17 protein-coding genes and 1 riboswitch are annotated in these 19,599 nt (G+C 73.1%); of the genes, 11 read left to right on the top strand and 6 right to left on the bottom strand.

Features of this window, described 5'->3' with window-relative positions; all coding sequences use genetic code 11:
* Positions 1 to 70 precede the first annotated feature (70 nt).
* The 5 genes from IO36_RS18090 to IO36_RS18070 all read left to right on the top strand — a co-directional run bounded on the left by IO36_RS18090 (position 71) and on the right by IO36_RS18070 (position 6,097).
* On the top strand, positions 71 to 2,428 hold the full coding sequence (locus IO36_RS18090) for a sensor histidine kinase (RefSeq protein ID WP_078943282.1): 2,358 nt from the start codon (positions 71 to 73) through the stop codon (positions 2,426 to 2,428).
* Positions 2,418 to 2,915 carry a roadblock/LC7 domain-containing protein gene (locus IO36_RS18085; RefSeq protein WP_078943281.1) on the top strand — a complete coding sequence of 166 codons (498 nt, stop codon included), beginning with the start codon at positions 2,418 to 2,420 and terminating at the stop codon, positions 2,913 to 2,915. The genes IO36_RS18090 and IO36_RS18085 overlap by 11 nt, the downstream gene beginning before the upstream one ends.
* 7 nt (positions 2,916 to 2,922) lie before the next feature.
* On the top strand, positions 2,923 to 3,303 hold the full coding sequence (locus IO36_RS18080) for a DUF742 domain-containing protein (RefSeq protein ID WP_037621100.1): 381 nt from the start codon (positions 2,923 to 2,925) through the stop codon (positions 3,301 to 3,303).
* A gap of 221 nt (positions 3,304 to 3,524) precedes the next feature.
* Complete coding sequence (locus tag IO36_RS18075) at positions 3,525 to 4,322, top strand: carbon-nitrogen hydrolase family protein (RefSeq protein WP_037621098.1); 798 nt, start codon at positions 3,525 to 3,527, stop codon at positions 4,320 to 4,322.
* 80 nt (positions 4,323 to 4,402) lie between these two features.
* A complete protein-coding gene (locus tag IO36_RS18070) occupies positions 4,403 to 6,097 on the top strand; it encodes a flavin monoamine oxidase family protein (RefSeq protein WP_037621096.1) in 1,695 nt (564 codons plus the stop codon).
* A 28-nt stretch (positions 6,098 to 6,125) separates the two neighbouring features.
* Here IO36_RS18070 and IO36_RS18065 read toward each other — a convergent pair whose 3' ends face one another.
* The 3 genes from IO36_RS18065 to IO36_RS18055 form a co-directional block, all read right to left on the bottom strand.
* A complete protein-coding gene (locus IO36_RS18065) occupies positions 6,126 to 7,055 on the bottom strand; it encodes an LLM class F420-dependent oxidoreductase (RefSeq protein WP_037621094.1) in 930 nt (309 codons plus the stop codon).
* Between the two features lie 92 nt (positions 7,056 to 7,147).
* On the bottom strand, positions 7,148 to 7,822 hold the full coding sequence (locus IO36_RS18060) for a DUF5995 family protein (protein ID WP_037621225.1): 675 nt from the start codon (positions 7,820 to 7,822) through the stop codon (positions 7,148 to 7,150).
* 128 nt (positions 7,823 to 7,950) lie between these two features.
* Entirely contained in the window at positions 7,951 to 9,342 is a 1,392-nt protein-coding gene (locus IO36_RS18055) for a uracil-xanthine permease family protein (RefSeq protein WP_037621092.1), read from the bottom strand.
* A 268-nt stretch (positions 9,343 to 9,610) separates the two neighbouring features.
* Between IO36_RS18055 and IO36_RS18050 the strand changes: the two genes are divergently transcribed.
* Together IO36_RS18050 and IO36_RS18045 are read left to right on the top strand one after the other, a co-directional pair.
* Positions 9,611 to 10,837: an alginate lyase family protein gene (locus tag IO36_RS18050; protein ID WP_051900616.1), complete on the top strand. Its 1,227-nt coding sequence runs from the start codon at positions 9,611 to 9,613 to the stop codon at positions 10,835 to 10,837.
* Positions 10,838 to 10,940: 103 nt separating this feature from the next.
* Positions 10,941 to 11,405, top strand: a complete 465-nt coding sequence (locus tag IO36_RS18045) for an acyl-CoA thioesterase (RefSeq protein ID WP_037621090.1) — start codon at positions 10,941 to 10,943, stop codon at positions 11,403 to 11,405.
* Here the strand turns inward: IO36_RS18045 and IO36_RS18040 are convergent.
* Complete coding sequence (locus IO36_RS18040; protein ID WP_037621089.1) at positions 11,365 to 12,576, bottom strand: MFS transporter; 1,212 nt, start codon at positions 12,574 to 12,576, stop codon at positions 11,365 to 11,367. The genes IO36_RS18045 and IO36_RS18040 overlap by 41 nt on opposite strands.
* Positions 12,577 to 12,704: 128 nt before the next feature.
* On the opposite strand from IO36_RS18040, the gene IO36_RS18035 reads away from it, so the two are divergent.
* Positions 12,705 to 13,937, top strand: coding sequence for an ROK family transcriptional regulator (locus IO36_RS18035; RefSeq protein WP_037621087.1), 1,233 nt, complete (start codon positions 12,705 to 12,707; stop codon positions 13,935 to 13,937).
* A gap of 547 nt (positions 13,938 to 14,484) precedes the next feature.
* Here IO36_RS18035 and IO36_RS18030 read toward each other — a convergent pair.
* Positions 14,485 to 15,234, bottom strand: a complete 750-nt coding sequence (locus IO36_RS18030; RefSeq protein ID WP_037621086.1) for an SDR family oxidoreductase — start codon at positions 15,232 to 15,234, stop codon at positions 14,485 to 14,487.
* 175 nt (positions 15,235 to 15,409) lie between these two features.
* On the bottom strand, positions 15,410 to 16,330 hold the full coding sequence (gene sigJ / locus IO36_RS18025) for an RNA polymerase sigma factor SigJ (RefSeq protein WP_037621221.1): 921 nt from the start codon (positions 16,328 to 16,330) through the stop codon (positions 15,410 to 15,412).
* 363 nt (positions 16,331 to 16,693) lie between these two features.
* Positions 16,694 to 16,824: riboswitch (FMN riboswitch) on the top strand.
* Positions 16,825 to 16,976: 152 nt separating this feature from the next.
* Here sigJ and IO36_RS18020 point away from each other — a divergent pair.
* Genes IO36_RS18020 through IO36_RS18010 form a run of 3 tightly spaced genes read left to right on the top strand, consistent with a single transcriptional unit; the run spans position 16,977 to position 19,575 of the window.
* Positions 16,977 to 17,612 carry a riboflavin synthase gene (locus IO36_RS18020; RefSeq protein ID WP_037621085.1) on the top strand — a complete coding sequence of 212 codons (636 nt, stop codon included), beginning with the start codon at positions 16,977 to 16,979 and terminating at the stop codon, positions 17,610 to 17,612.
* Positions 17,609 to 18,244: a nicotinamide mononucleotide transporter family protein gene (locus tag IO36_RS18015; protein ID WP_037621084.1), complete on the top strand. Its 636-nt coding sequence runs from the start codon at positions 17,609 to 17,611 to the stop codon at positions 18,242 to 18,244. The genes IO36_RS18020 and IO36_RS18015 overlap by 4 nt, the downstream gene beginning before the upstream one ends.
* Positions 18,241 to 19,575, top strand: coding sequence for a bifunctional 3,4-dihydroxy-2-butanone-4-phosphate synthase/GTP cyclohydrolase II (locus IO36_RS18010; RefSeq protein WP_037621082.1), 1,335 nt, complete (start codon positions 18,241 to 18,243; stop codon positions 19,573 to 19,575). Before IO36_RS18015 ends, IO36_RS18010 begins: the two co-directional genes overlap by 4 nt.
* Positions 19,576 to 19,599: the final 24 nt, after the last annotated feature.

Raw genomic sequence — 19,599 nt, 5'->3', positions numbered from 1 at the left:
AGCGAGTAACTGGCGATGGGTTACCGAACGTCACCCGGCCACCGACCCGTCCCGTCGTCCTGGGGAGACCATGCGCTGGCCCTTCGGTCGTACGCCCACGGTCCGTTCGCGGATCGTGGCCCTCTCGATCGCCCCGGTGATCGCCCTCATGACGCTGTGGAGCTTCGCCATGGTGTCCGTCACCGGCGACCTGCGCGCACTCGTCCGGCTCCAGGGCGTCTACGAGGACTTCGGCACCCCGGTCGACACCGCGATCGGCCAGATCCAGATCGAACGGCGCCTCGCCGCCGCCTACGCGGGCACCCGGCACGGGACACGGCCCGGCGTCGAACTGCTGGCCCAGCAGCGCCGCACGGACCGTGCCGTGACCGCGCTGCGCGCGGCGGTCCGGGACGGGGACCGCAGCCGCCTGTCCGGCCATCAGCGCCAGGCGCTGGACACCATGCTCCACTCCGTCGACAAGCTGGAGGGCCTGCGCGCCCGGGTGCTGTCCCACGACCTCAGCTGGGACCGCGCCGTGGCCGAATACAGCGCCCTGGTGGAACCGGCGTTCGACGTCGAGTCCGCGCTCACCGCGCTCCAGGCCGGACAGCTGGCCCGTGAGGCACAGGTCGTCGTGGAACTGGTGCGGGTACGGGAGTTCGTCTCGCGCGAGGACGCGCTGGTCGCCGGGGCACGGGCCGCCGGGTCGCTCACCGACCCCCAGTACGACACCCTCACCGCCACCATCGAGGACCGCCGGGTCTTCGAGCGGACCTATGTGCCCGACCTGCCCGCCGACTCGCGCGCCCTCTTCGAGACCTTCCAGCGCGACCCCCTGCACCGGGAACTGACCCGGGACGAGGACGCCCTGCTGCGGGCGGGCGCCCGCCGCGCCGGCGAGGCCGTCGCCGCCGGCTCCTGGCGCACCACCAGCGACCGCGCGGTCAAGCGGTACATGCGGCTGTGCACCCAGTCCGCCGTCAACTCCGCCGCGCGCGGGCGGACGTTCGCGTACCGGGAGCTCACCAAGGCCGCGGTCGTCGGTGTGCTGGGACTGGCGGCCGTCGGGCTGTCCCTCTGGTTCGCGGTGCGCGGCGCCCGGCGCATCTCCCGCCGTCTGGAGTCGCTGCGCGACGCCGCCGACCTGCTGACCGACCGGCAGCTGCCCCAGGTCATGGAGCGGCTGAGCGCGGGCGAGGAGGTCGACGCGGCCGCCGAGGCGCCGCCGCTCGCGGACGTCGAGGCGGTGGCCGACGAGATCGGCCAGGTCGGCCGGTCCTTCAACACCGCCCGGCTCGCCGCCGTCGAGGCCGCCGTCAAACAGGCCGGCCTTCGCCGGGGGCTGTTCGCGGTCCTCCTGAACATCGCCCGCCGCAACCAGGCGCTCGTCCACCGTCAGCTCAAACTCGTCGACACGCTGGAGCGCCGCACAGACGACCCCGACGTCCTGGACGACCTGTTCCGGATCGATCACCTCACCACCCGGATGCGCCGCCACGCGGAGAGCCTGATCATCCTCTCCGGCTCCGCCCCGGGCCGCCGCTGGCGCCGGCCGGTGCCCGTCGCCGAGGTGGTGTCCTCCGCGGTGAGCGAGATCGAGCAGTACACGCGTGTCGTCGTCCCCCCGATGCCCGAGGTGGGCGTCGCGGCGGACGCCGTCGCCGACGTCGTCCATCTGATCGCCGAACTCGTCGAGAACGCCACCGTGTTCTCCCCGCCCCGCACCCAGGTCACCCTGCGCACCGGCCGGGCCGTGAGCGGGTTCGTCCTGGAGATCGACGACCGCGGACTCGGCCTCGAGCCGGACCAGCTCGACGAGGCCCACCGCACCCTCACCACGCCCGAGGACTTCGACCCCACCCGGCACGACCGGCTCGGGCTGTACGTCGTGGGGCGGCTCGCCGCGCGCCACGGCATCAAGGTCACCCTGTGCCGCTCGCCGTACGGCGGAACGACGGCCGTCGTGCTGCTGCCGGAGTCCGTCCTCGCCCCGGTCGAGACGGTGCACCCGGTGGCGGACCCCGCCCCGGCGCCGCTGCCCTCCCGGACCGCCACCGCGGTCCTCCCGGCGCAGCGGACGGCGTCCGGGGAGCGCAAGGCCCTGTCCGCGCCGGCCGACGCCCCCGCCGAGGCCTCCACCGCGGTGCCGGAGTCCGACCCGGCTCCCGAGCCGCCCGTCCTGCCCACCCGGGTCCGTCAGCGGGCCCTCGCCCCGGAGCTGCGCGACCCGGCCCCGGCGGCCGGCGGGACGCCGGAGCGCGAGATCACGCCGGAGGAGATGCGCGCCGTCTTCGGCTCCTACCAGCGCGGCCTCGACCGGGGCCGCAGGGGCCTGCCGTCCGGGCCGGAGACCGGCGGGACCGGCTCCGGGCGGGCCGACGCACCGACGGACCCCGCGCAGCGAACCGACATCGAGGAAGGGACGGACGCCGACGATGCGCTCTGACCAGCTCCCGGAGCAGCCCACCCGGACCGTCGAGGACCGGGACCCGTCCCCGGCGGGCGGCGCCCCCGGGGACGAGGCCGACCGGCCCGGAACCGATCTCGGCTGGCTGCTCGACGACCTCGTGGCCAGGACCGACCACGTCCGCCAGGCCGTGCTCCTGACCGCCGACGGCCTTCCGCTGAGCTTCTCGGAGGGCATGAGCCGACGGGACATCGAACACCTCGCCGCCGTCTGCTCGGGCTTCCACGGCCTCGCCCGCTCGGTGGGCGAGCGCTTCGCCGCGGGCGGGGTGCGCCAGACCATGGTGATGCTCGACGACGCCTACCTCTTCATCACCCCGGCGGGCGACGGAAGCCGGCTCGCCGTGCTGAGCGAGGCGCAGACGGACGTCGGTCAGCTCGCCCACGAGATGGCCCTGCTCGTCCGCCGTGTCGGCCGCCACATGGCCGCCGCCGTCCGCTCGGCGGCCGACCCAGGGGGCCACTGATCCGGCCGTGACCGACGAGCACTGGTACGAGGACGAGACCGGGCCGATGGTGCGGCCCTACACCGTCACCGGGGGCCGGACCCGGCCGTCGGACCGGCACGTCATCGATCTGATGTCACGGGTCACGGTCGTGGAACCGGACACCGGGCCGCCGGGCGTCGACCACGCGTCGGCCGCGCTGCTCGACCTGGCCCGCCGCCGGCCCCGTCCGGTCGTCGAGCTCGCCGCCGACGCGGACCTTCCGCTGACCGTCGTCCGGGTGCTGCTCGGCGACCTGGCCGAGGCCGGTCTGCTGATCATCGAGGAGCCCTACCGCCCGCCCGACGGCACTCCCGCCGCCGACCCGGAGCTCCTGCGCGAGATCGTGGAGCGACTGCGCGAGCTGTGAGCGCCCGCGGGCACCCCGACCCCCCTTGTGACCTGCGTCTCCACCGGGTCGGGGCGGTTTCCGGGGCCCGCACGGGGGTGCGCAACGAATCGCCGCCCGGGGCCGGGCGGGCGCAACGAATCGTCCACCGGCGCGCAACGGGTCCTTCTTGTCCCCCCGAGCCGGCCGACCGTACCGTCTATCTGGCCCCCGAATCCCCCTCGTACCGGTGGAGAACCCGTATGCGCACAGCCCTGCTCCAGAGCTCCGGCCGCCCCGGCTCGGTCGTCGAGAACCTCAAGGTGCTCGACGAGGCCGCGGGCCGTGCCGCCGCAGCGGGAGCCGGGCTGGTCGTCACCTCGGAGATGTTCCTGACCGGCTACGCCATCGGCGACGACATCGGACGCCTCGCCGAGCCCGCCGACGGGGACTCCGCCGACGCGGTGGCCGAGATCGCCGCCCGGCACGGTGTCGCCGTCGCCTACGGCTACCCCGAGCGCGCGGCGGACGGCGGAGCGGCGGTCTTCAACTCCGTGCAGCTGATCTCCGCCGACGGCAGCCGGCTCGCGAACTACCGCAAGACCCACCTCTTCGGCTGCTTCGAGCACGACCACTTCACGCCGGGCGAGCAGCCCGTGGTGCAGGCGGAGCTGAACGGCCTCCGGGTCGGCCTCATGATCTGCTACGACGTCGAGTTCCCGGAGAACGTCCGCGCCCACGCCCTCGCCGGCACCGACCTGCTGCTCGTGCCGACCGCGCAGATGCACCCGTTCCAGTTCGTCGCCGAGTCCGTCGTCCCGGTGCGCGCCTTCGAGAACCAGATGTACGTCGCCTACGTCAACCGCACCGGCCCGGAAGGGGAGTTCGAGTTCGTCGGACTGTCCACGCTGGCCGGCCCCGACGGTGTCGCCCGGGCCCGTGGCGGCCGCGGCGAGGAACTGCTCCTGGCCGACGCCGACCCGGTCCTGCTGGCCGCCTCGCGCGAGACGAACCCGTACCTGAAGGACCGCCGCCCCGGCCTCTACGGGTCCCTCGTCTGATCCTCCGCCCGGCCCGCACCCCCCGGACCGGTCCGCACAGCCTCCCCCTCACCAGTTTTCGCGCAAGGAGTCCGTACCCCATGACGTCCACCGTGCCCAACGCCGTCCAGCACGCCGACGTGCAGCAGCCGCCGATCACCATGTTCGGCCCGGACTTCCCCTACGCCTACGACGACTTCCTCGCGCACCCCGCGGGCCTCGGCCAGATACCCGCCACCGAGCACGGCACCGAGGTCGCGGTGATCGGCGGCGGACTGTCCGGCATCGTGGCCGCGTACGAGCTGATGAAGATGGGCCTCAAGCCCGTCGTGTACGAGGCCGACGAGATCGGCGGCCGGCTGCGCACGGTCGGCTTCGAGGGCTGCGACCCCTCGCTGACCGCCGAGATGGGCGCGATGCGCTTCCCGCCCTCCTCCACCGCGCTCCAGCACTACATCGACCTGGTGGACCTGGAGACCCGGCCGTTCCCCAACCCGCTGGCCGAGTCGACGCCCTCGACGGTCGTCGACCTCAAGGGCGAGTCGCACTACGCGACCTCCGTCGACGACCTCCCGCAGGTCTACCGCGACGTGATGAACGCCTGGAACGCCTGCCTCGAGGACGGCGCCGACTTCTCCGCCATGAACCAGGCCATGCGGGAGCGCGACGTCCCGCGCATCCGGGAGATCTGGTCGAAGCTCGTCGAGAAGCTCGACAACCAGACCTTCTACGGCTTCCTGTGCGACTCGGAGTCCTTCAAGTCCTTCCGCCACCGCGAGATCTTCGGCCAGGTCGGCTTCGGCACCGGCGGCTGGGACACCGACTTCCCGAACTCCATCCTGGAGATCCTGCGGGTCGTCTACACCGAGGCGGACGACCACCACCGCGGCATCGTCGGCGGCTCCCAGCAGCTCCCGCTGCGCCTGTGGGAGCGCGAGCCGGAGAAGATCGTGCACTGGGCCTACGGCACCTCGCTGTCCTCGCTGCACGACGGCGCCCCGCGCCCGGCCGTCACCCGCCTGAACCGCACCGCGGGCAACGGCATCACGGTGACGGACGCGAACGGCGACATCCGCACCTACAAGGCGGCGATCTTCACCGCCCAGTCCTGGATGCTGCTCTCCAAGGTGGCCTGCGACGACTCCCTCTTCCCGATCGACCACTGGACGGCGATCGAGCGCACCCACTACATGGAGTCCTCGAAGCTGTTCGTCCCGGTCGACCGGCCGTTCTGGCTGGACAAGGACGAGGAGACCGGCCGTGACGTCATGTCGATGACGCTCACGGACCGCATGACCCGCGGCACCTACCTGCTGGACGACGGCCCGGACAAGCCCGCCGTCATCTGCCTCTCGTACACCTGGTGCGACGACAGCCTGAAGTGGCTGCCGCTGTCCGCGAGCGAGCGGATGGAGGTCATGCTGAAGTCGCTCGGCGAGATCTACCCGAAGGTCGACATCAGGAAGCACATCATCGGCAACCCGGTGACCGTCTCCTGGGAGAACGAGCCCTACTTCATGGGCGCGTTCAAGGCCAACCTGCCGGGCCACTACCGCTACCAGCGCCGGCTGTTCACGCACTTCATGCAGGACGCGCTGCCCGAGGACAAGCGGGGCATCTTCCTCGCGGGCGACGACATCTCCTGGACGGCCGGCTGGGCCGAGGGCGCCGTCCAGACCGCGCTGAACGCGGTCTGGGGCGTCATGCACCAGCTCGGCGGGACCACCGACCCGACCAACCCCGGGCCCGGCGACGTCTACGACGAGATCGCGCCGGTGGAACTGCCCGAGGACTGATCCCCTTGCCGCGGCGCGGGCGGCCGGGTCACACCCCGGCGGCCCGCGCCGCCTCGTACACCTCGGCGGCCACGTCCTTCAGTTCCCCGGCGTCACGCACCGAGCTCTGCAGGTCGAGGAAGATGTCGTCGAAGCCGACTTCGGCGTGCGCGACCAAGTCCTCCACGAGCTGGTCCACGGATCCCTGGAAGGGCTGGCGGTCCTCGCCCGCGTACGGCTTGGGCGTGTAGCGCTGGTTCGTGCGCAGCACCGTCCGGATCGGCTTGGTGCGCCCTCGCTCGGCGGCCAGCTCCCGCAACCCGCTCCACTGCGCCGCGAGCTGCGCGACCCCCATGCCGATCGGCATCCAGCCGTCCGCGTGGTCGACGAGCCGGCGCCGCGCCTTCCCCGAGTTGGCGGCGAGCAGGATCGGGATCGGCCGGGCCGGCTTGGGGCCGACCACCGCCGAGGCGATCCGGGTGAGCTCGGCGTCGACGACGACCGGGTCCGGGCCCCACACCGCGCGGCACACCTCGATGACCTCGTCCAGGGCCGCGCCGCGCTCCTCGAAGGGCCGGGCCGAGGCCGCCGCGTACTCGTCGAGCGACCAGCCCGTGCCGAGACCGGCCACGACCCGGCCGCCCGCGGCCGCGTCCAGCGAGGCCAGCGCCTTGGCGAGCTGGAAGGGCGTGTGCAGCGGAGCGACCAGCACGCTGGTCCCGAGCTCGGCGCGCTCGGTGGCCGCGGCGGCGAGGGTCAGGGTCACCAGCGGGTCGGCGACCGCACGGTAGTAGTCGGGCCAGGGCAGTCCCTCGACGCCGTACAGGCCCTGGGTCGGGGGGTCCGGGAACAGGGCCCGTTCGAAGACCCACAGGCTGTCGAACCCGATCGCCTCCGCGGCCCGCGCCACGTCGGGCACGTCCCGTCCGAGGTCGAACTGCTTCATCTGCGGGAGGGCGAGGCCGAGTCGCGTCGTCATACCGGTGTACTCCTTCGCATCGGGGTGTGGCGACGGGTCAACGTGCGGTGACGGTCCGGATGTTCCGGCCGCGCCCGCACCGTCCCGCCGGGTCAGGCGGGCAGGGGAGTGAGCAGCATCCGGCCGGCCAGCCCCACCGCCGCGTCGAGGCGGTCCCCGAACTCCTCGGCCAGGCCCGGGAGTCCGCGCAGGGCCCACAGGGTCCGCGCCGCCGCCCAGGTCGCCTCGCGGGCCCGCTCCAGACTCCAGGAGCCGACCAGATGGGTGAGCGGATCGGCGATCTGGAGCAGATCGGGGCCCGGCATCAGCTCCTCGCGGACGCGCTCCTCCAACGAGACGAGGAGATCGCCCACGCGGTCGAACTCGTCCTCCAGATCGGCCGGTTCACAGCCGAGGGCCCGGCAGCTGTCGACGACGGCGAGGGCGAGGTCGTGTCCGATGTGGGCGTTGATACCCGCGAGGGCGAACTGCAGCGGGCGTACCCCGGGATGCCGGCGGAAGCGCAGCAGCGGCCGCCAGCAGGCGGGCGCCCGGCCCTCCTCGGCCACGGCCAGATAGCGCTCCGCGAACCGCACGTCCAGCGTCGCGGCGGCTCTGTGGTCGGGGAAGAGCCCGGCGTCGAGCCCGCGGTCGAACTCCTCGGTGACCGTGAGGTAGACGCGGTTGAAGACCGCGAGCCCGTCGTGCCCGGGGAGCGCCGCGTCCACGGCGCGCATACGGGCGACGACCGTGCCGACGGAGGGGAGGGACTGAACCGGCTGCGCCATGAGGGCAGCGTCCCAGTCCCGGGGCCGCCGGTGTGCCGCCGGGCCGAAGTCTTCGCCGGAACGGGGGAACGCGGCCGGAGCGCGGGCGGGGAACCGGGGTGTGTGCCGGGCCGGTGCGCGGCGCACGGTCATGCTTTGGTGGGTCCGTCCCCGGGCCCGTCGTACGCCGAGGTGCCGGCGTCGAGCAGCGGTTCCTGGCGCAGATGGGGCGGGGCCATCGCCCGCAGCGCGTGATAGCCGGTGATCACGACGATGGTGCCCAGCGCGATGCCGTTCAGCGAGAAGTTGTCGGTGAACTTCAGGGTGACGCCGCCGATGCCGATGATGATGCCCGCCGCGGCTGGCACCAGGTTCAGCGGATTGCGCAGGTCCACCCGGGCGTTCAGCCAGATCTGGGCGCCGAGCAGCCCGATCATGCCGTAGAGGATGACCGTGATGCCGCCGAGGACGCCGCCCGGGATCGCCGCGACCACCGCGCCGAACTTGGGGCACACCCCGAAGAGCAGGGCGAAGCCGGCGGCGGCCCAGTACGCGGCCGTCGAGTAGACCCGGGTCGCGGCCATCACGCCGATGTTCTCGGAGTAGGTGGTGTTGGGAGGGCCGCCGACCGCGGTGGAGAGCATGGAGGCGGCGCCGTCCGCGGAGATCGCGGTGCCCAGTTCGTCGTCCAGCGGGTCGCCGGTCATCTCGCCCACGGCCTTGACGTGTCCCGCGTTCTCGGCGACCAGGGCGATGACCACCGGGAGCGCCACGAGGATCGCGGACCACTGGAACGACGGTCCGTGGAACGACGGCAGTCCGATCCAGTCGGCGTGCTCGACCCCGGAGAGGTTCAGCCGCCAGTGGTCGGTGACCTTTCCGCTCGCGTCCGCCGCGTGGATCCGGCCGAAGATCCGGTCGAAGGCCCAGGAGACGGCATAGCCGAAGACCAGCCCCAGGAAGATCGCGATGCGCGAGAAGAAGCCCCGCAGGCACACCACGGCCGCCCCGGTGACCAGCATGGTGAGCAGGGCCGTCCACTGGTCCTGGGGCCAGTAGGTCGAGGCGGTCACCGGCGCGAGGTTGAAGCCGATCAGCATGACGACCGCGCCGGTCACGATCGGCGGCATCGCGGCGTGGATGACCCGCGCACCGAACCGCCGCACGGCAAGCCCCACCAGGAACAGCGCGACGCCGACCACGAAGCACGCGCCGGTCACCGTGGCACTGGTGCCGCCCTGCGCCCGGATCACGGCGGCGACGCCCACGAACGAGAGCGAACAGCCCAGATAGCTGGGCACCCGGCCGCGGGTGGCCAGCAGGAAGACGACGGTCGCGACCCCGGACATCATGATCGCGAGGTTCGGGTCGAGCCCCATCAGGACCGGCGCGACGAAGGACGCCCCGAACATCGCCACGACGTGCTGGGCACCGAGCCCGAGGGTCCGGGGCCAGGAGAGGCGCTCGTCGGGGCGGACGACCGCTCCCGGGGCGGGGGTCCGCCCGTCGCCGTGCAGTGTCCAGCGCACACCGAGGTTCATGGTGGGGGTTCGCTTTCTCCGTACGTGAATGTGTCCGGACCATTGTCACGTCCCACCTGTGGCTCTACGCTCATGCGGTCGTTCTCATGAACATCGTTCATATGTCTGATCGGAGTGTTCTGTGAGTGCACGATCCGGACTGGGCCCCGCGGTCGCGGCGGTCACCGTCCTGCTGGCCACCCTCCTCGCCCCGTCGGCGTCCGCTCGTACGTCGGCCGGCGACGCCCTCGCGCCCTTGTCCCGTACGGCGGCGGCCGTTCCCGCGGTCCTGAACCCCGCCGATTCCGCGGCCGGTTCCGCCGCGTCCGGCCGGGCCGAGCCCGGGACACCGCGCACCGTCGTCCTCGACGGCGGGCGGCTCCGGAACACCCGCAGCCGCCTGGAGCACGGCGACCGCCGACTCGCCCGCACGCTGCGGGAGTTGACCACCCGCGCCGACAACTGGCTGGACCAGGGCCCCTGGACGGTGGTCGACAAGCCGAAACCCGCCCCCGGCGGGGACGTTCACGACTACCTCAGCCAGGCCCCCTACTGGTGGCCCTCGAAGCCCGCCACCGCCGACAACCCCTGGGGATGCCCCTACGTCCAGCGCGACGGCCGGCGGAATCCCGAGGTCGACACCGGCACCGACCGCCAGGACCTGGAGAAGGTCTTCGACTCGACGTACGACCTCGCGCTGGCCTGGTACTACACCGGTGAGAAGCGGTACGCGGCGAAGGCCGGCCAGGTCCTGCGCACCTGGTTCCTGGACCCGGCCACCCGGATGAACCCGAACCTGGACCACGGCCAGTTCATCCCCTGCACGTACGACGGCCGGGCCATCGGCATCATCGACTTCTCGCAGTCCTACACGAGCGTCCTCGACGCGATCGCCCTCCTGGACACCGGCGCCCCCGGCTGGTCCCGGAGCGACCGGGCCGCGATGCTCGCCTGGAACACCGGCTACCGCGACTGGCTGACCGACAGCGCCTTCGGCAAGGAGGAGGGCGCCGCGCGCAACAACCACGGCACCTTCTACGACCTGCAGCTCGCCGCCCTCGCCTACGCGACCGGCGAGAAGGACCTCGCCCGGCGGACCGTGCTCGCCGCGCGGGCCCTGCGGATCGATCCGCAGATCGCCGCCGACGGAAGCCAGCCCCAGGAACTCGCGCGCACCCGCAGCTGGCACTACTCGACCTTCGACCTGGTGGCGTACACCCGGCTCGCGGCCATCGGCGAGAAGGTCGGCGTCGACCTGTGGGCGTACCGGGGGCCCGACGGTCAGAGCCTGTTCGGGGCGGTCGACTACCTGCTGCCGGCGGCGACCGGCGCCGAGCCGTGGGGCCACCCCGAGCTGGAGTTCCACCGCTTCGCGGCGAGCGACGTGGTGCGGGCCGCCGCCGACGCGGGGGACCGCGCCGCGCGGGCCGCCGTACCGGGGCTCGAAGCGCCGCCCGGCGGTGATCTGTGGGAGCTGCGGCCCGCCGCCGAGCAGCTCGACTCGATCACCGGCTGATCCCGCCCGGGAGGGGTTCCTGAGCGTTTGCTTAGGATGGGGGTGTCGTTTCACGCCGGGCCCGCCCGTCCGCGCGCCGCAGCACGTCCCAGGAGCCCCGCCCGTGACCACTGAAGCCGCCGTCGCCCCCGTCCCCGCCCTGCCGTACGGACGGCTCCTGCCCGTCACCGTCCACTTCGACGACCTCGACGCCCTCGGCCTGCTGCACAACGCCCGCTACCCGGTCCTCGTCGAGCGCGCCTGGACCGCGCTGTGGAACGAGCGCGGCTTCGGCTTCGACGGGGACTGGGAGGCGGCAGGCGACTCGTGCAACGCCGTCAAGGAACTGCGGATCACCTACGAGGCCCCGGTGAACCGCCCCGGCACCTACGCCGTCCACCTCTGGCTGGAACGGCTCGGGACCACCGGACTGACGTACGGCTTCCGCTTCTGTTCCCCCGACGGGGCGGTCACCTACGCCCACGGGACCCGGGTCCTCGTCCGGCTCGACGCCGGGACACTGCGCCCGGCGCCGTGGACCGAGCGATTCAGGACCGTGGGCCGGGAACTGCTGCGCTCGGCGGACTGACCTTCGGGCTCACGCGGTCCCCGGCGCGGAGCACCCCCGCCAGCACGGTGAGCCCGAACGCCAGAACCGTGACCAGGACGAACGACACCATCAGGTTCGTCGCCTGGGCCACCGACCCGATCAGGCTCGGCGCGATCAGCCCCGAGGTGTACGTGATGGTCGCGACGCCCGCGATGGCCTGGCTCGGGTTGGGACCGCTGCGCCCGGCCGCCGCGAAGCACAGCGGGACGACGACCGCGATGCCGAGCCCGAGCAGCGCGAAGCCGCTCATCGCCACCGCCGGGTGCTCCGCGAGGACGATCATCAGTCCGCCGAGCGCGGCCAGGACACCGCCCGCCCGCACGGTGCGGACCGCTCCGAAGCGGTTCACCACCGTGTCGCCGACCAGCCGGGCGACCGCCATCGTGAGCATGAAGCCGGTGGTGCAGGCCGCGGCTATGGCGGCCGAGCTGTCCAGCCGGTCGCGCAGATAGACCGCCGACCAGTCCAGGCTCGCGCCCTCGGCGAAGACCGCACAGAAGCCGACCGCGCCGATCAGCAGGGCCGAGCGGGGCGGCAGCGCGAACCGCGGGGGCGGCTCCTCGTCCTCGGTGGGCTGGAGGTCGAGCACCCACCGGCACGCGGCGACACCGAGCAGGGTGAGGACCGCCGCGGCCAGACCGTGGTGCAGCCGCGCGTCCGCGCCCAGGTGCGCGGCGAGCGTCCCGGCCGCCGCGCCGATCAGCGCGCCGGCGCTCCACATGCCGTGCAGCCCGGACATGATCGACTTGTCGAGCCGGTTCTCGACCTCGACCCCCAGCGCGTTCATGGCGACGTCCGCCATCCCGGCCGTGGCGCCGTACAGGAACATCGCCAGGCACAGGGTCACCAGGTTCGGGGCCAGGGACGGCAGGATCAGGGCCAGCGTCCACAGGGCGATGAGTCCGCGCAGCGCCGTACGGCTGCCGAAGCGGTGGGTGATCCGGCCGGCCAGCGGCATCGAGCAGGACGCGCCGAACGCGGTGAAGGCGAGGGCGAAGCCGAGCTGGCCCGCGCCGACCGAAGCGTGGTCCTGGATCCACGGCACGCGGGTCGCGAAGGACCCGGTGACGGCTCCGTGCACGGCGAACACGGCCGCCACGGCGTACCGGGCGCGCCTGACCTCGCGCTGGTCGTAGACCACTTCACTCATTCTCGGCCCCTCCCCGGGTGATGGTTCAACGGTGCCGCCGTAAACTATCAGGAACCCTGCCTGATAAATAGATCCCCGTCGGCCGCCCGGCCGCCGGACGCACGAGCCGATCTGGGAGGATTCCCGGCATGCCCGCATCCCCGAGCACCGCACGGGCCATCAACGACCGGCTCGCCCTGCGGCTGTTGCAGCAGGAAGGCCCCTTGACGGCAGGGCGGCTGAAGCAGCTCACCGGACTGTCCCGGCCTACCGTCGCCGACCTCGTCGAACGGCTCACGGCCTCCGGTCTCGTCACCGTCGTCGGGGAATCGGGGGAGCAGCGGCGCGGACCCAACGCCCGGGTCTACGGGATCGTCGCCGACCGTGCCCATCTGGCCGCGCTGGACGTCCGTACGGAGGGCGTGTCCGTCGTCGTCTCCGATCTGGTCGGTCACGTCCTCGCCGAGGCGTCCGTGCCCATCGACGAGGGCACCGGCACCGGGCCGGCCGTCGAGCAGGCGGTCGCGCTGGTCGAGCGGACGGCGAAGGAGGCCGCCGACCTCGGCACCGCGCCCCCGCTCGACCTCGTCCGGGGGTGGGGCAGGCTGCACACCGTCGGCATCGGGGCGCCCGGTCTGATCGACCCCGCCAGCGGCGAGCTACGCGACTCCACCGGACTGCCCGAGTGGCACCGGCGGCTGGTCGCGGCCCTCCAGGAACGGCTTCCCGGGGCCCGGGTCCTGGTCGAGAACGAGACCAACCTGGCCGCCCTCGCCGAACAGCGCGACGGCGTCGCCCGCGACCGGGACACGTTCGTCCTGCTGTGGCTCGGCCACGGCACCGGCGCCGCCGTCGTCCTCGACGGCGCCCTGCGCCGGGGCGCCTCCGGCGGGACCGGGGAGATCGGCTTCCTGCCGGTGCCGGGCACCACCAGCCTGCCCTCGGCGACCGACTGCGGGGGTGGCTTCCATTCGCTCGTCGGGTCCGCGGCGATCGCGGAGCTGGCGGCGGAGCACGGGGTCGCGGCCCGGCCCGAGGGCCATGAGCCGCCCGCCGCCGCGCTGGTGCGGCAGGCGCTGGCGAGCCCCGGCTCCCCGGCGGCCGAGGGCTTCCTCGACGCCCTGGCCCAGCGCCTCGCCATCGGCGCGGCCTCCGTCAGCGCCGTGCTGGACCCCGGCTGCGTGGTCCTCGGCGGCGAGGTCGGCCAGGCGGGCGGGACGGCACTCGCCGAGCGCGTCGCGCTGCGCCTCGCCGGGATGTCGCCGCTGCCGACCGAGGTGCGCGCGAGCACGCTGGGCGGCGGCGCGGTACTGCGCGGCGCGCTGCTCACGGCCCGCGACGGGGCCCAGGACGAACTGTTCGGCTCACCGGCGACGCCCTAGGTGGTTCCGGGCCGGAGCCCGCCGGGTGCCACCGGGCGGGGCTGGGCTCCGGCCCGGCCCGCCGCCGGTGCGGGCCCGCCTGCTTCCGGGTCTCGCCACGGCCTGCCGCCGGCACAGGCCCGTCTGCCTCCGGGGCCGGATCCGAAGCCCACCGCCGACAGCGTGCCTGTTTCCGGCGTCGGCCCGCCGCCGGCACGGGCCCGCCTGTTTCCGGGGTCCGATCCGGCCTGCCGCAGCAGCGCCCCCGGTATCGGCTCCGGTCGGCCACCGCCTCTGCCTCCGTCGCCGCCACTGCCTCCTCTCCCGGACCGGGCCCGTCCAGGTGTTGGGCTGGATCGGGCTCGGCGTGACGCCGGCCCCCTTCCCTGCCCCGACGCCGGGCTGCCCGGACGGGTCTTGCGGCGGTTCCGCCCCTTGAGCGGGCGTCGATCGTCACCGAAGCGGTCGGAGCGGTCGGAGCGGTCGGAGCGGTCGGGGCGGTCGGGGCGGTCGGGGCGGCCACGGCGGCCGGACAGGAGCAGGTCGGACCCTCGCGCCGGCCGTCAGGTCAGGCGTGGTTCTCGGAGCGGGATTTCAGGAAGTCCTCGAAGGTGCCCCTGCCCACGGAGTGGTCCGGGGTGAGGTGGTGGCCGGTGCGGAACGCCCGGTAGGCCTTGCCCGCCAGGGGGACCTCCAGCACAGGGCGGCGCTTCCCGGCCGCGCGCAGATGGGCCTCGGCCAGGGAGCGGAACGTGCGCACCTCGGGCCCGCCCATGTCCTCGACCCGCCCCGCGGGCGCCCCGGCCGCCAGTCCGGCCAGCCGGTCGGCGACCTCGGCGGCCTCGATCGGCTGGTCCGAGACCCCGGCGGGCAGGAACAGCACGGGCAGCCTGGCCAGACCGCCGAGGACCTGGGCCACCAGGTCGTGGAACTGGGTGGTGCGCAGGATCGTCCAGCCCAGCCCGGACTCCTCCACCAGCTTCTCCACCGCCCACTTGGTCCGGTAGTAGCCGAACGGCACCGCGTCGACGCCGACGATGGAGATGTAGACCAGGTGCGGGACCTCCGCCCGCCGTGCGGCCGCGATCAGCCGCTCGGCCGCCCGTTCGTCGCCGCCGCGGGGCGAGGACGCGCAGTGCACGATCGCGTCCGCCCCGGTGACGGCGGAGTCCAGTCCGCTGCCTCCCTCGCGCAGGTCCACGGCGTACGGCTGGGCGTGCCGGCTGAGCACCCGCACCTCGTGGCCGTCCGCCCGCAGCCGCTCGGTGACGAGCCTGCCGAGGGTTCCGGTGCCGCCGGTCACCAGGATCGTGGTCATGCTGTTCGGCCCTTTCGACGCCGGACGCTCCCGGACGGAGCGTCCTTCGCAAGCTGAGACCACGTGGCCCGCGCGGATGTGACAACCCCGGGGAGCGCGCGGGGCCGACCGCCGCTGCCTTCCCGCGCCCGGAGCGCCGCCCCCGCGCGGGGCCACGCTCAGGGAGAGGCGCCGCTCATCCCCGGTCCCGGGCGCGCTCCAGCTGACGCCCCAGGAACTCCAGCTTCCCGGGATTCATGACCACCCGCACCTCCGTGATCACGCCGTCGCCGACCTCGAAGGTGATGACGCCGGTCGGGCCCGCGACCCCGTCGGCGCCCGCGGGCCCGTGGACGATCAGCGCGTCGTGACCGTTGACCTCGGCCACCGAGAGGGCGAAGGCCTCCGCCCCGGCCCGGCCCGCGACACCGGCGAGGAAGCGCAGCACCTTCTCGCGGCCCTCGACCGGCCTGCGCGCGGCCGAGACCTGGCCGCCGCCGTCGGACCACCAGACGACGTCCTCGGCGAACAGCCGCTCCAGGCCCGCCAGATCGCCCTCGCGTGCGGCCGAGAGGAACGAGTCGACGAGCAGGGTCCGCCGCTCGGCCGGGACCTCGAAACGGGCCTCGGGGACCGCGAGCCGGCCGACCGCCCGCCGGTACAGCTGACGGGAGTTGGCCTCGCTCAGGTCCAGGACGCCGGCGATGTCCCGGTGGGTGTACGCGAAGGCCTCCCGCAGGACGTAGACCGCCCGTTCGGTCGGGGTGAGCCGCTCCAGCAGGACCAGCAGGGCCAGGGACACCGCGTCCCGCTGCTCCGCGGACTCCAGGGGACCGAGGGCGCCGTCCGCGGTGACGACCGGCTCGGGCAGCCAGGGCCCCGGGTACCGCTCGCGCCGTGCGCGGGCCGAGGTCAGCCGGGTGAGGCAGAGATTGGTGACGACCTTGGCGAGCCAGGCGCCGGGCCGCTCGACGTCCGCACGGCCGGCACCGCTGAAGCGCAGATAGGCGTCCTGGACGACGTCCTCCGCGTCGGCGGCGGAACCCAGCATGCGGTAGGCGAGCCCGAACAGGCGCGGGCGGTACGTCTCGAACTCGTCGGCGAGGCTCGTGGTCACCTGTTCAGCGTCGCAGAGGCCGTTCGCCGGGCGCTCGCACGGGTACCGGTGCGCGCCGGGCCGTTGGAGACCCGGCGGCGGGGCAAGGGCCTTCGTCACCGCCGCCGGGTCGTTCGTGGGGGGACCGGCAATGAATGATCACGCAGTCTTGATCGAGGACATTAAGAGGACTAGACCAGAGCGTCAATAGGTATGGACCAGTTGCGCGAAGTCCGTCCCGCACCTCAAGGCCTCCCGGGTCCGGGGGAGTTGGCCGGACGAACCGGTCCGTGGAAGTCCATGCCCGAGAGCTGTGAGCCACCCCACAGAGCTGCGGCCGTATGGCCGACGATCGGGCGTGGCACACTGGCCATGTACCAGAAGCAGCGCACTCCGGGGTCGGTGTAATTCCGAACCGGCGGTTACAGTCCGCGACCCGGTCGCTTCCAGCGGCCGGTTGACCAGGTGGAATTCCTGGACCGACGGTTAAAGTCCGGATGGGAGGCAGTGCGCGGCGGGCGGGCATTCGTGCGCGCTGCCGTTTGTTGCTGCTCGTCCTGCGGGACGGGTGTCCTTTCGGCGTCGCTCCCGGTGTGCCGCGGTCCGCTCATTTGTCGTCATCGACAGCCCCGGAGTCCGTGCCCCATGAGGCAGGAGGACCCGGGAAGTGTTCACCGGAATCGTCGAAGAGCTGGGTGAGGTCACCGCCGTCGAGATTCTCGACGACGCCTCGCGTTTCCGGCTGCGTGGCCCCGTCGTCACGCAGGGCGCGCAGCACGGCGACTCCATCGCCGTCAACGGAGTCTGTCTCACCGTGGTCGAGCACGAGGGCGACGAGTTCACCGCCGACGTCATGGCCGAGACCCTCGACCGCTCCAGCCTCGGCGCGCTCACCGTCGGCTCCCGCGTCAACCTCGAACGGCCGATGGCCGTGGGCGAGCGCCTCGGCGGCCACATCGTGCAGGGGCACGTCGACGGCACGGGCGCGGTCATCGAGCGCAAGCCGTCCGAGAACTGGGAGATCGTCAAGATCTCGCTGCCCGCCGACCTTTCGCGCTACGTGGTCGAGAAGGGCTCCATCACCGTCGACGGCATCAGCCTCACGGTGGTCGACGCCGGCCCCGACTTCTTCACGGTCAGCCTCATCCCCACCACCCTCGACCTGACCACGCTGGGCCACAAGCAGCCCGGCGACCCGGTCAACCTCGAGGTCGACGTCATCGCAAAGTACGTCGAGCGGCTGCTCGGCGCGCGCGGTGGGCAGCCGGGCGCACTGCCCGGCGCTCAGGAGGCCGGCCGGTGAACTGGCTCAACTCCGAGGCCTTCGTCCTCCTCGACCAGCACATCATGTGGTCGGACATGATCGGCAACGTGATCGGTCTGATCGCCCTCGCGCTCGGCTGGCGGCGCTCCGTGTGGAGCTGGCCCGTCCAGCTCCTCTCCGGGGTCGTCCTCTTCGCCGCCTTCTTCGGCCACCTCACCGGCAGCGCCGGCAAGCAGGTCGTGGTCATCGCCGTCGCCCTGTGGGGCTGGTGGCAGTGGAACCGCGGCGAGGGCAAGGACGGGCGCGTCTCCGTCCGGTTCGCCACCTGGCGCGAGCGCGCGGCCATGGCGGGTGCCGCGGCCGTCGGCACCGTCGCCGTCAGCGGCCTGTTCCACGCGTATCCGACGCTCTCCTGGGACCCCTGGCCCGACGCCTACATCTTCGTCGGCACGATCGTCGCCATGTACGCGCAGGCCCGCGGCATGGTCGAGTTCTGGTTCGCCTGGCTGCTCGTCGACGTGGTGGGCGTCCCGCTCAACTTCGCCAACGGCTACGCCTTCTCCGGTTTCGTCTACGTCCTGTACGGCGCGCTCGTCCTGTGGGGCATGCGCGACTGGTGGCTGCGCTCCCGTGAGGCCGGGCAGCCCGTCATGGAAGGAGCCCCGGCATGACAACGGCGCCGGTTTGGTACAGCACCGGGCACGATCAGGATGCCTCGGACCTCGCGCTCGACCCCGTCGAGCAGGCCATCGCCGACATCGCGGCCGGCCGCCCGATCGTGGTCGTCGACGACGAGGACCGCGAGAACGAGGGCGACCTCGTCGTCGCCGCCGAGAAGGCGACCCCCGAGATCGTCGCCTTCATGATGAGCGAGTGCCGCGGACTGATCTGCGCGCCGATGGAGGGCGACGAACTCGACCGGCTGCGCCTGCCGCAGATGGTAGACGACAACACCGAGTCGATGAAGACCGCGTTCACGGTGTCGGTCGACGCGTCCGCCGCCCACGGCGTGACCACCGGCATCTCGGCCGCCGACCGCGCCGCCACCCTGCGGCTCCTCGCCGACGGCGTCTCCGAGGCCGACGACTTCGTCCGCCCCGGCCACATCTTCCCGCTGCGCGCCCGGCCCGGAGGCGTGCTGGCCCGCAACGGCCACACCGAGGCCGCCGTCGACCTGGCCCGTCTCGCGGGACTGCGCCCGGCCGGGGCGATCGTCGAGATCGCGGGCGAGGACGGCCGGATGCTCCGGCTGCCCGAGCTGATCCCCTTCGCCCGCAAGCACGGCCTGACGATCATCTCCATCGAGGACCTGATCGCCTACCGCCGCACCACCGAACTCGGCACGTCCACCGCGTCCGGGGCGGCCGCCGCCCCCACCGTCCGGCGTGAGGCCGAGGTCCATCTGCCCACCGCCTTCGGCGAGTTCACCGCCTATGGCTACCGCTCCACCGCCGACGGCGTCGAGCACGTCGCCCTCGTCCACGGCGAGATCGGCGACGGCGAGGACGTGCTCGTCCGGGTCCACTCCGAGTGCCTGACCGGCGACGTCTTCCACTCGCACCGCTGCGACTGCGGGCCCCAGCTCCAGACGTCCATGGAGCGCATCCAGACCGAGGGCCGCGGTGTCGTGGTCTACCTCCGCGGCCACGAGGGGCGCGGTATCGGCCTGCTCTCCAAGCTCCGTGCGTACGAGCTCCAGGAGCGCGGCCGGGACACCCTCGACGCCAACCTGGAACTCGGCCTGCCCGCGGACGCCCGGGACTACGGCGCGAGCGCCCGGATCCTGGAGGACCTCGGCGTGCGCAGCCTGCGGCTGATGACCAACAACCCGGACAAGACCGACGCGCTCGTCGGGTACGGCCTGCGGGTCACCGGACGCGAGCCGATGCCCGTCCAGGCGGGCGAGCACAATCTGACCTACCTGCGCACCAAGCGGGACCGGATGGGCCACGACCTGCCCTGGCTCGACCAGGTCACCGTGTCGGCCTGCGGGAGCCAGTGACCCGCACGCCCGGCACCACCGGCG

Source organism: Streptomyces aureus (assembly GCF_000725495.1).
Classification (GTDB): Bacteria; Actinomycetota; Actinomycetes; order Streptomycetales; family Streptomycetaceae; genus Streptomyces; species Streptomyces aureus_B.
Note: the sequence above shows the minus strand (reverse complement) of the source record. Positions and strands in the feature narration are given on the sequence as shown.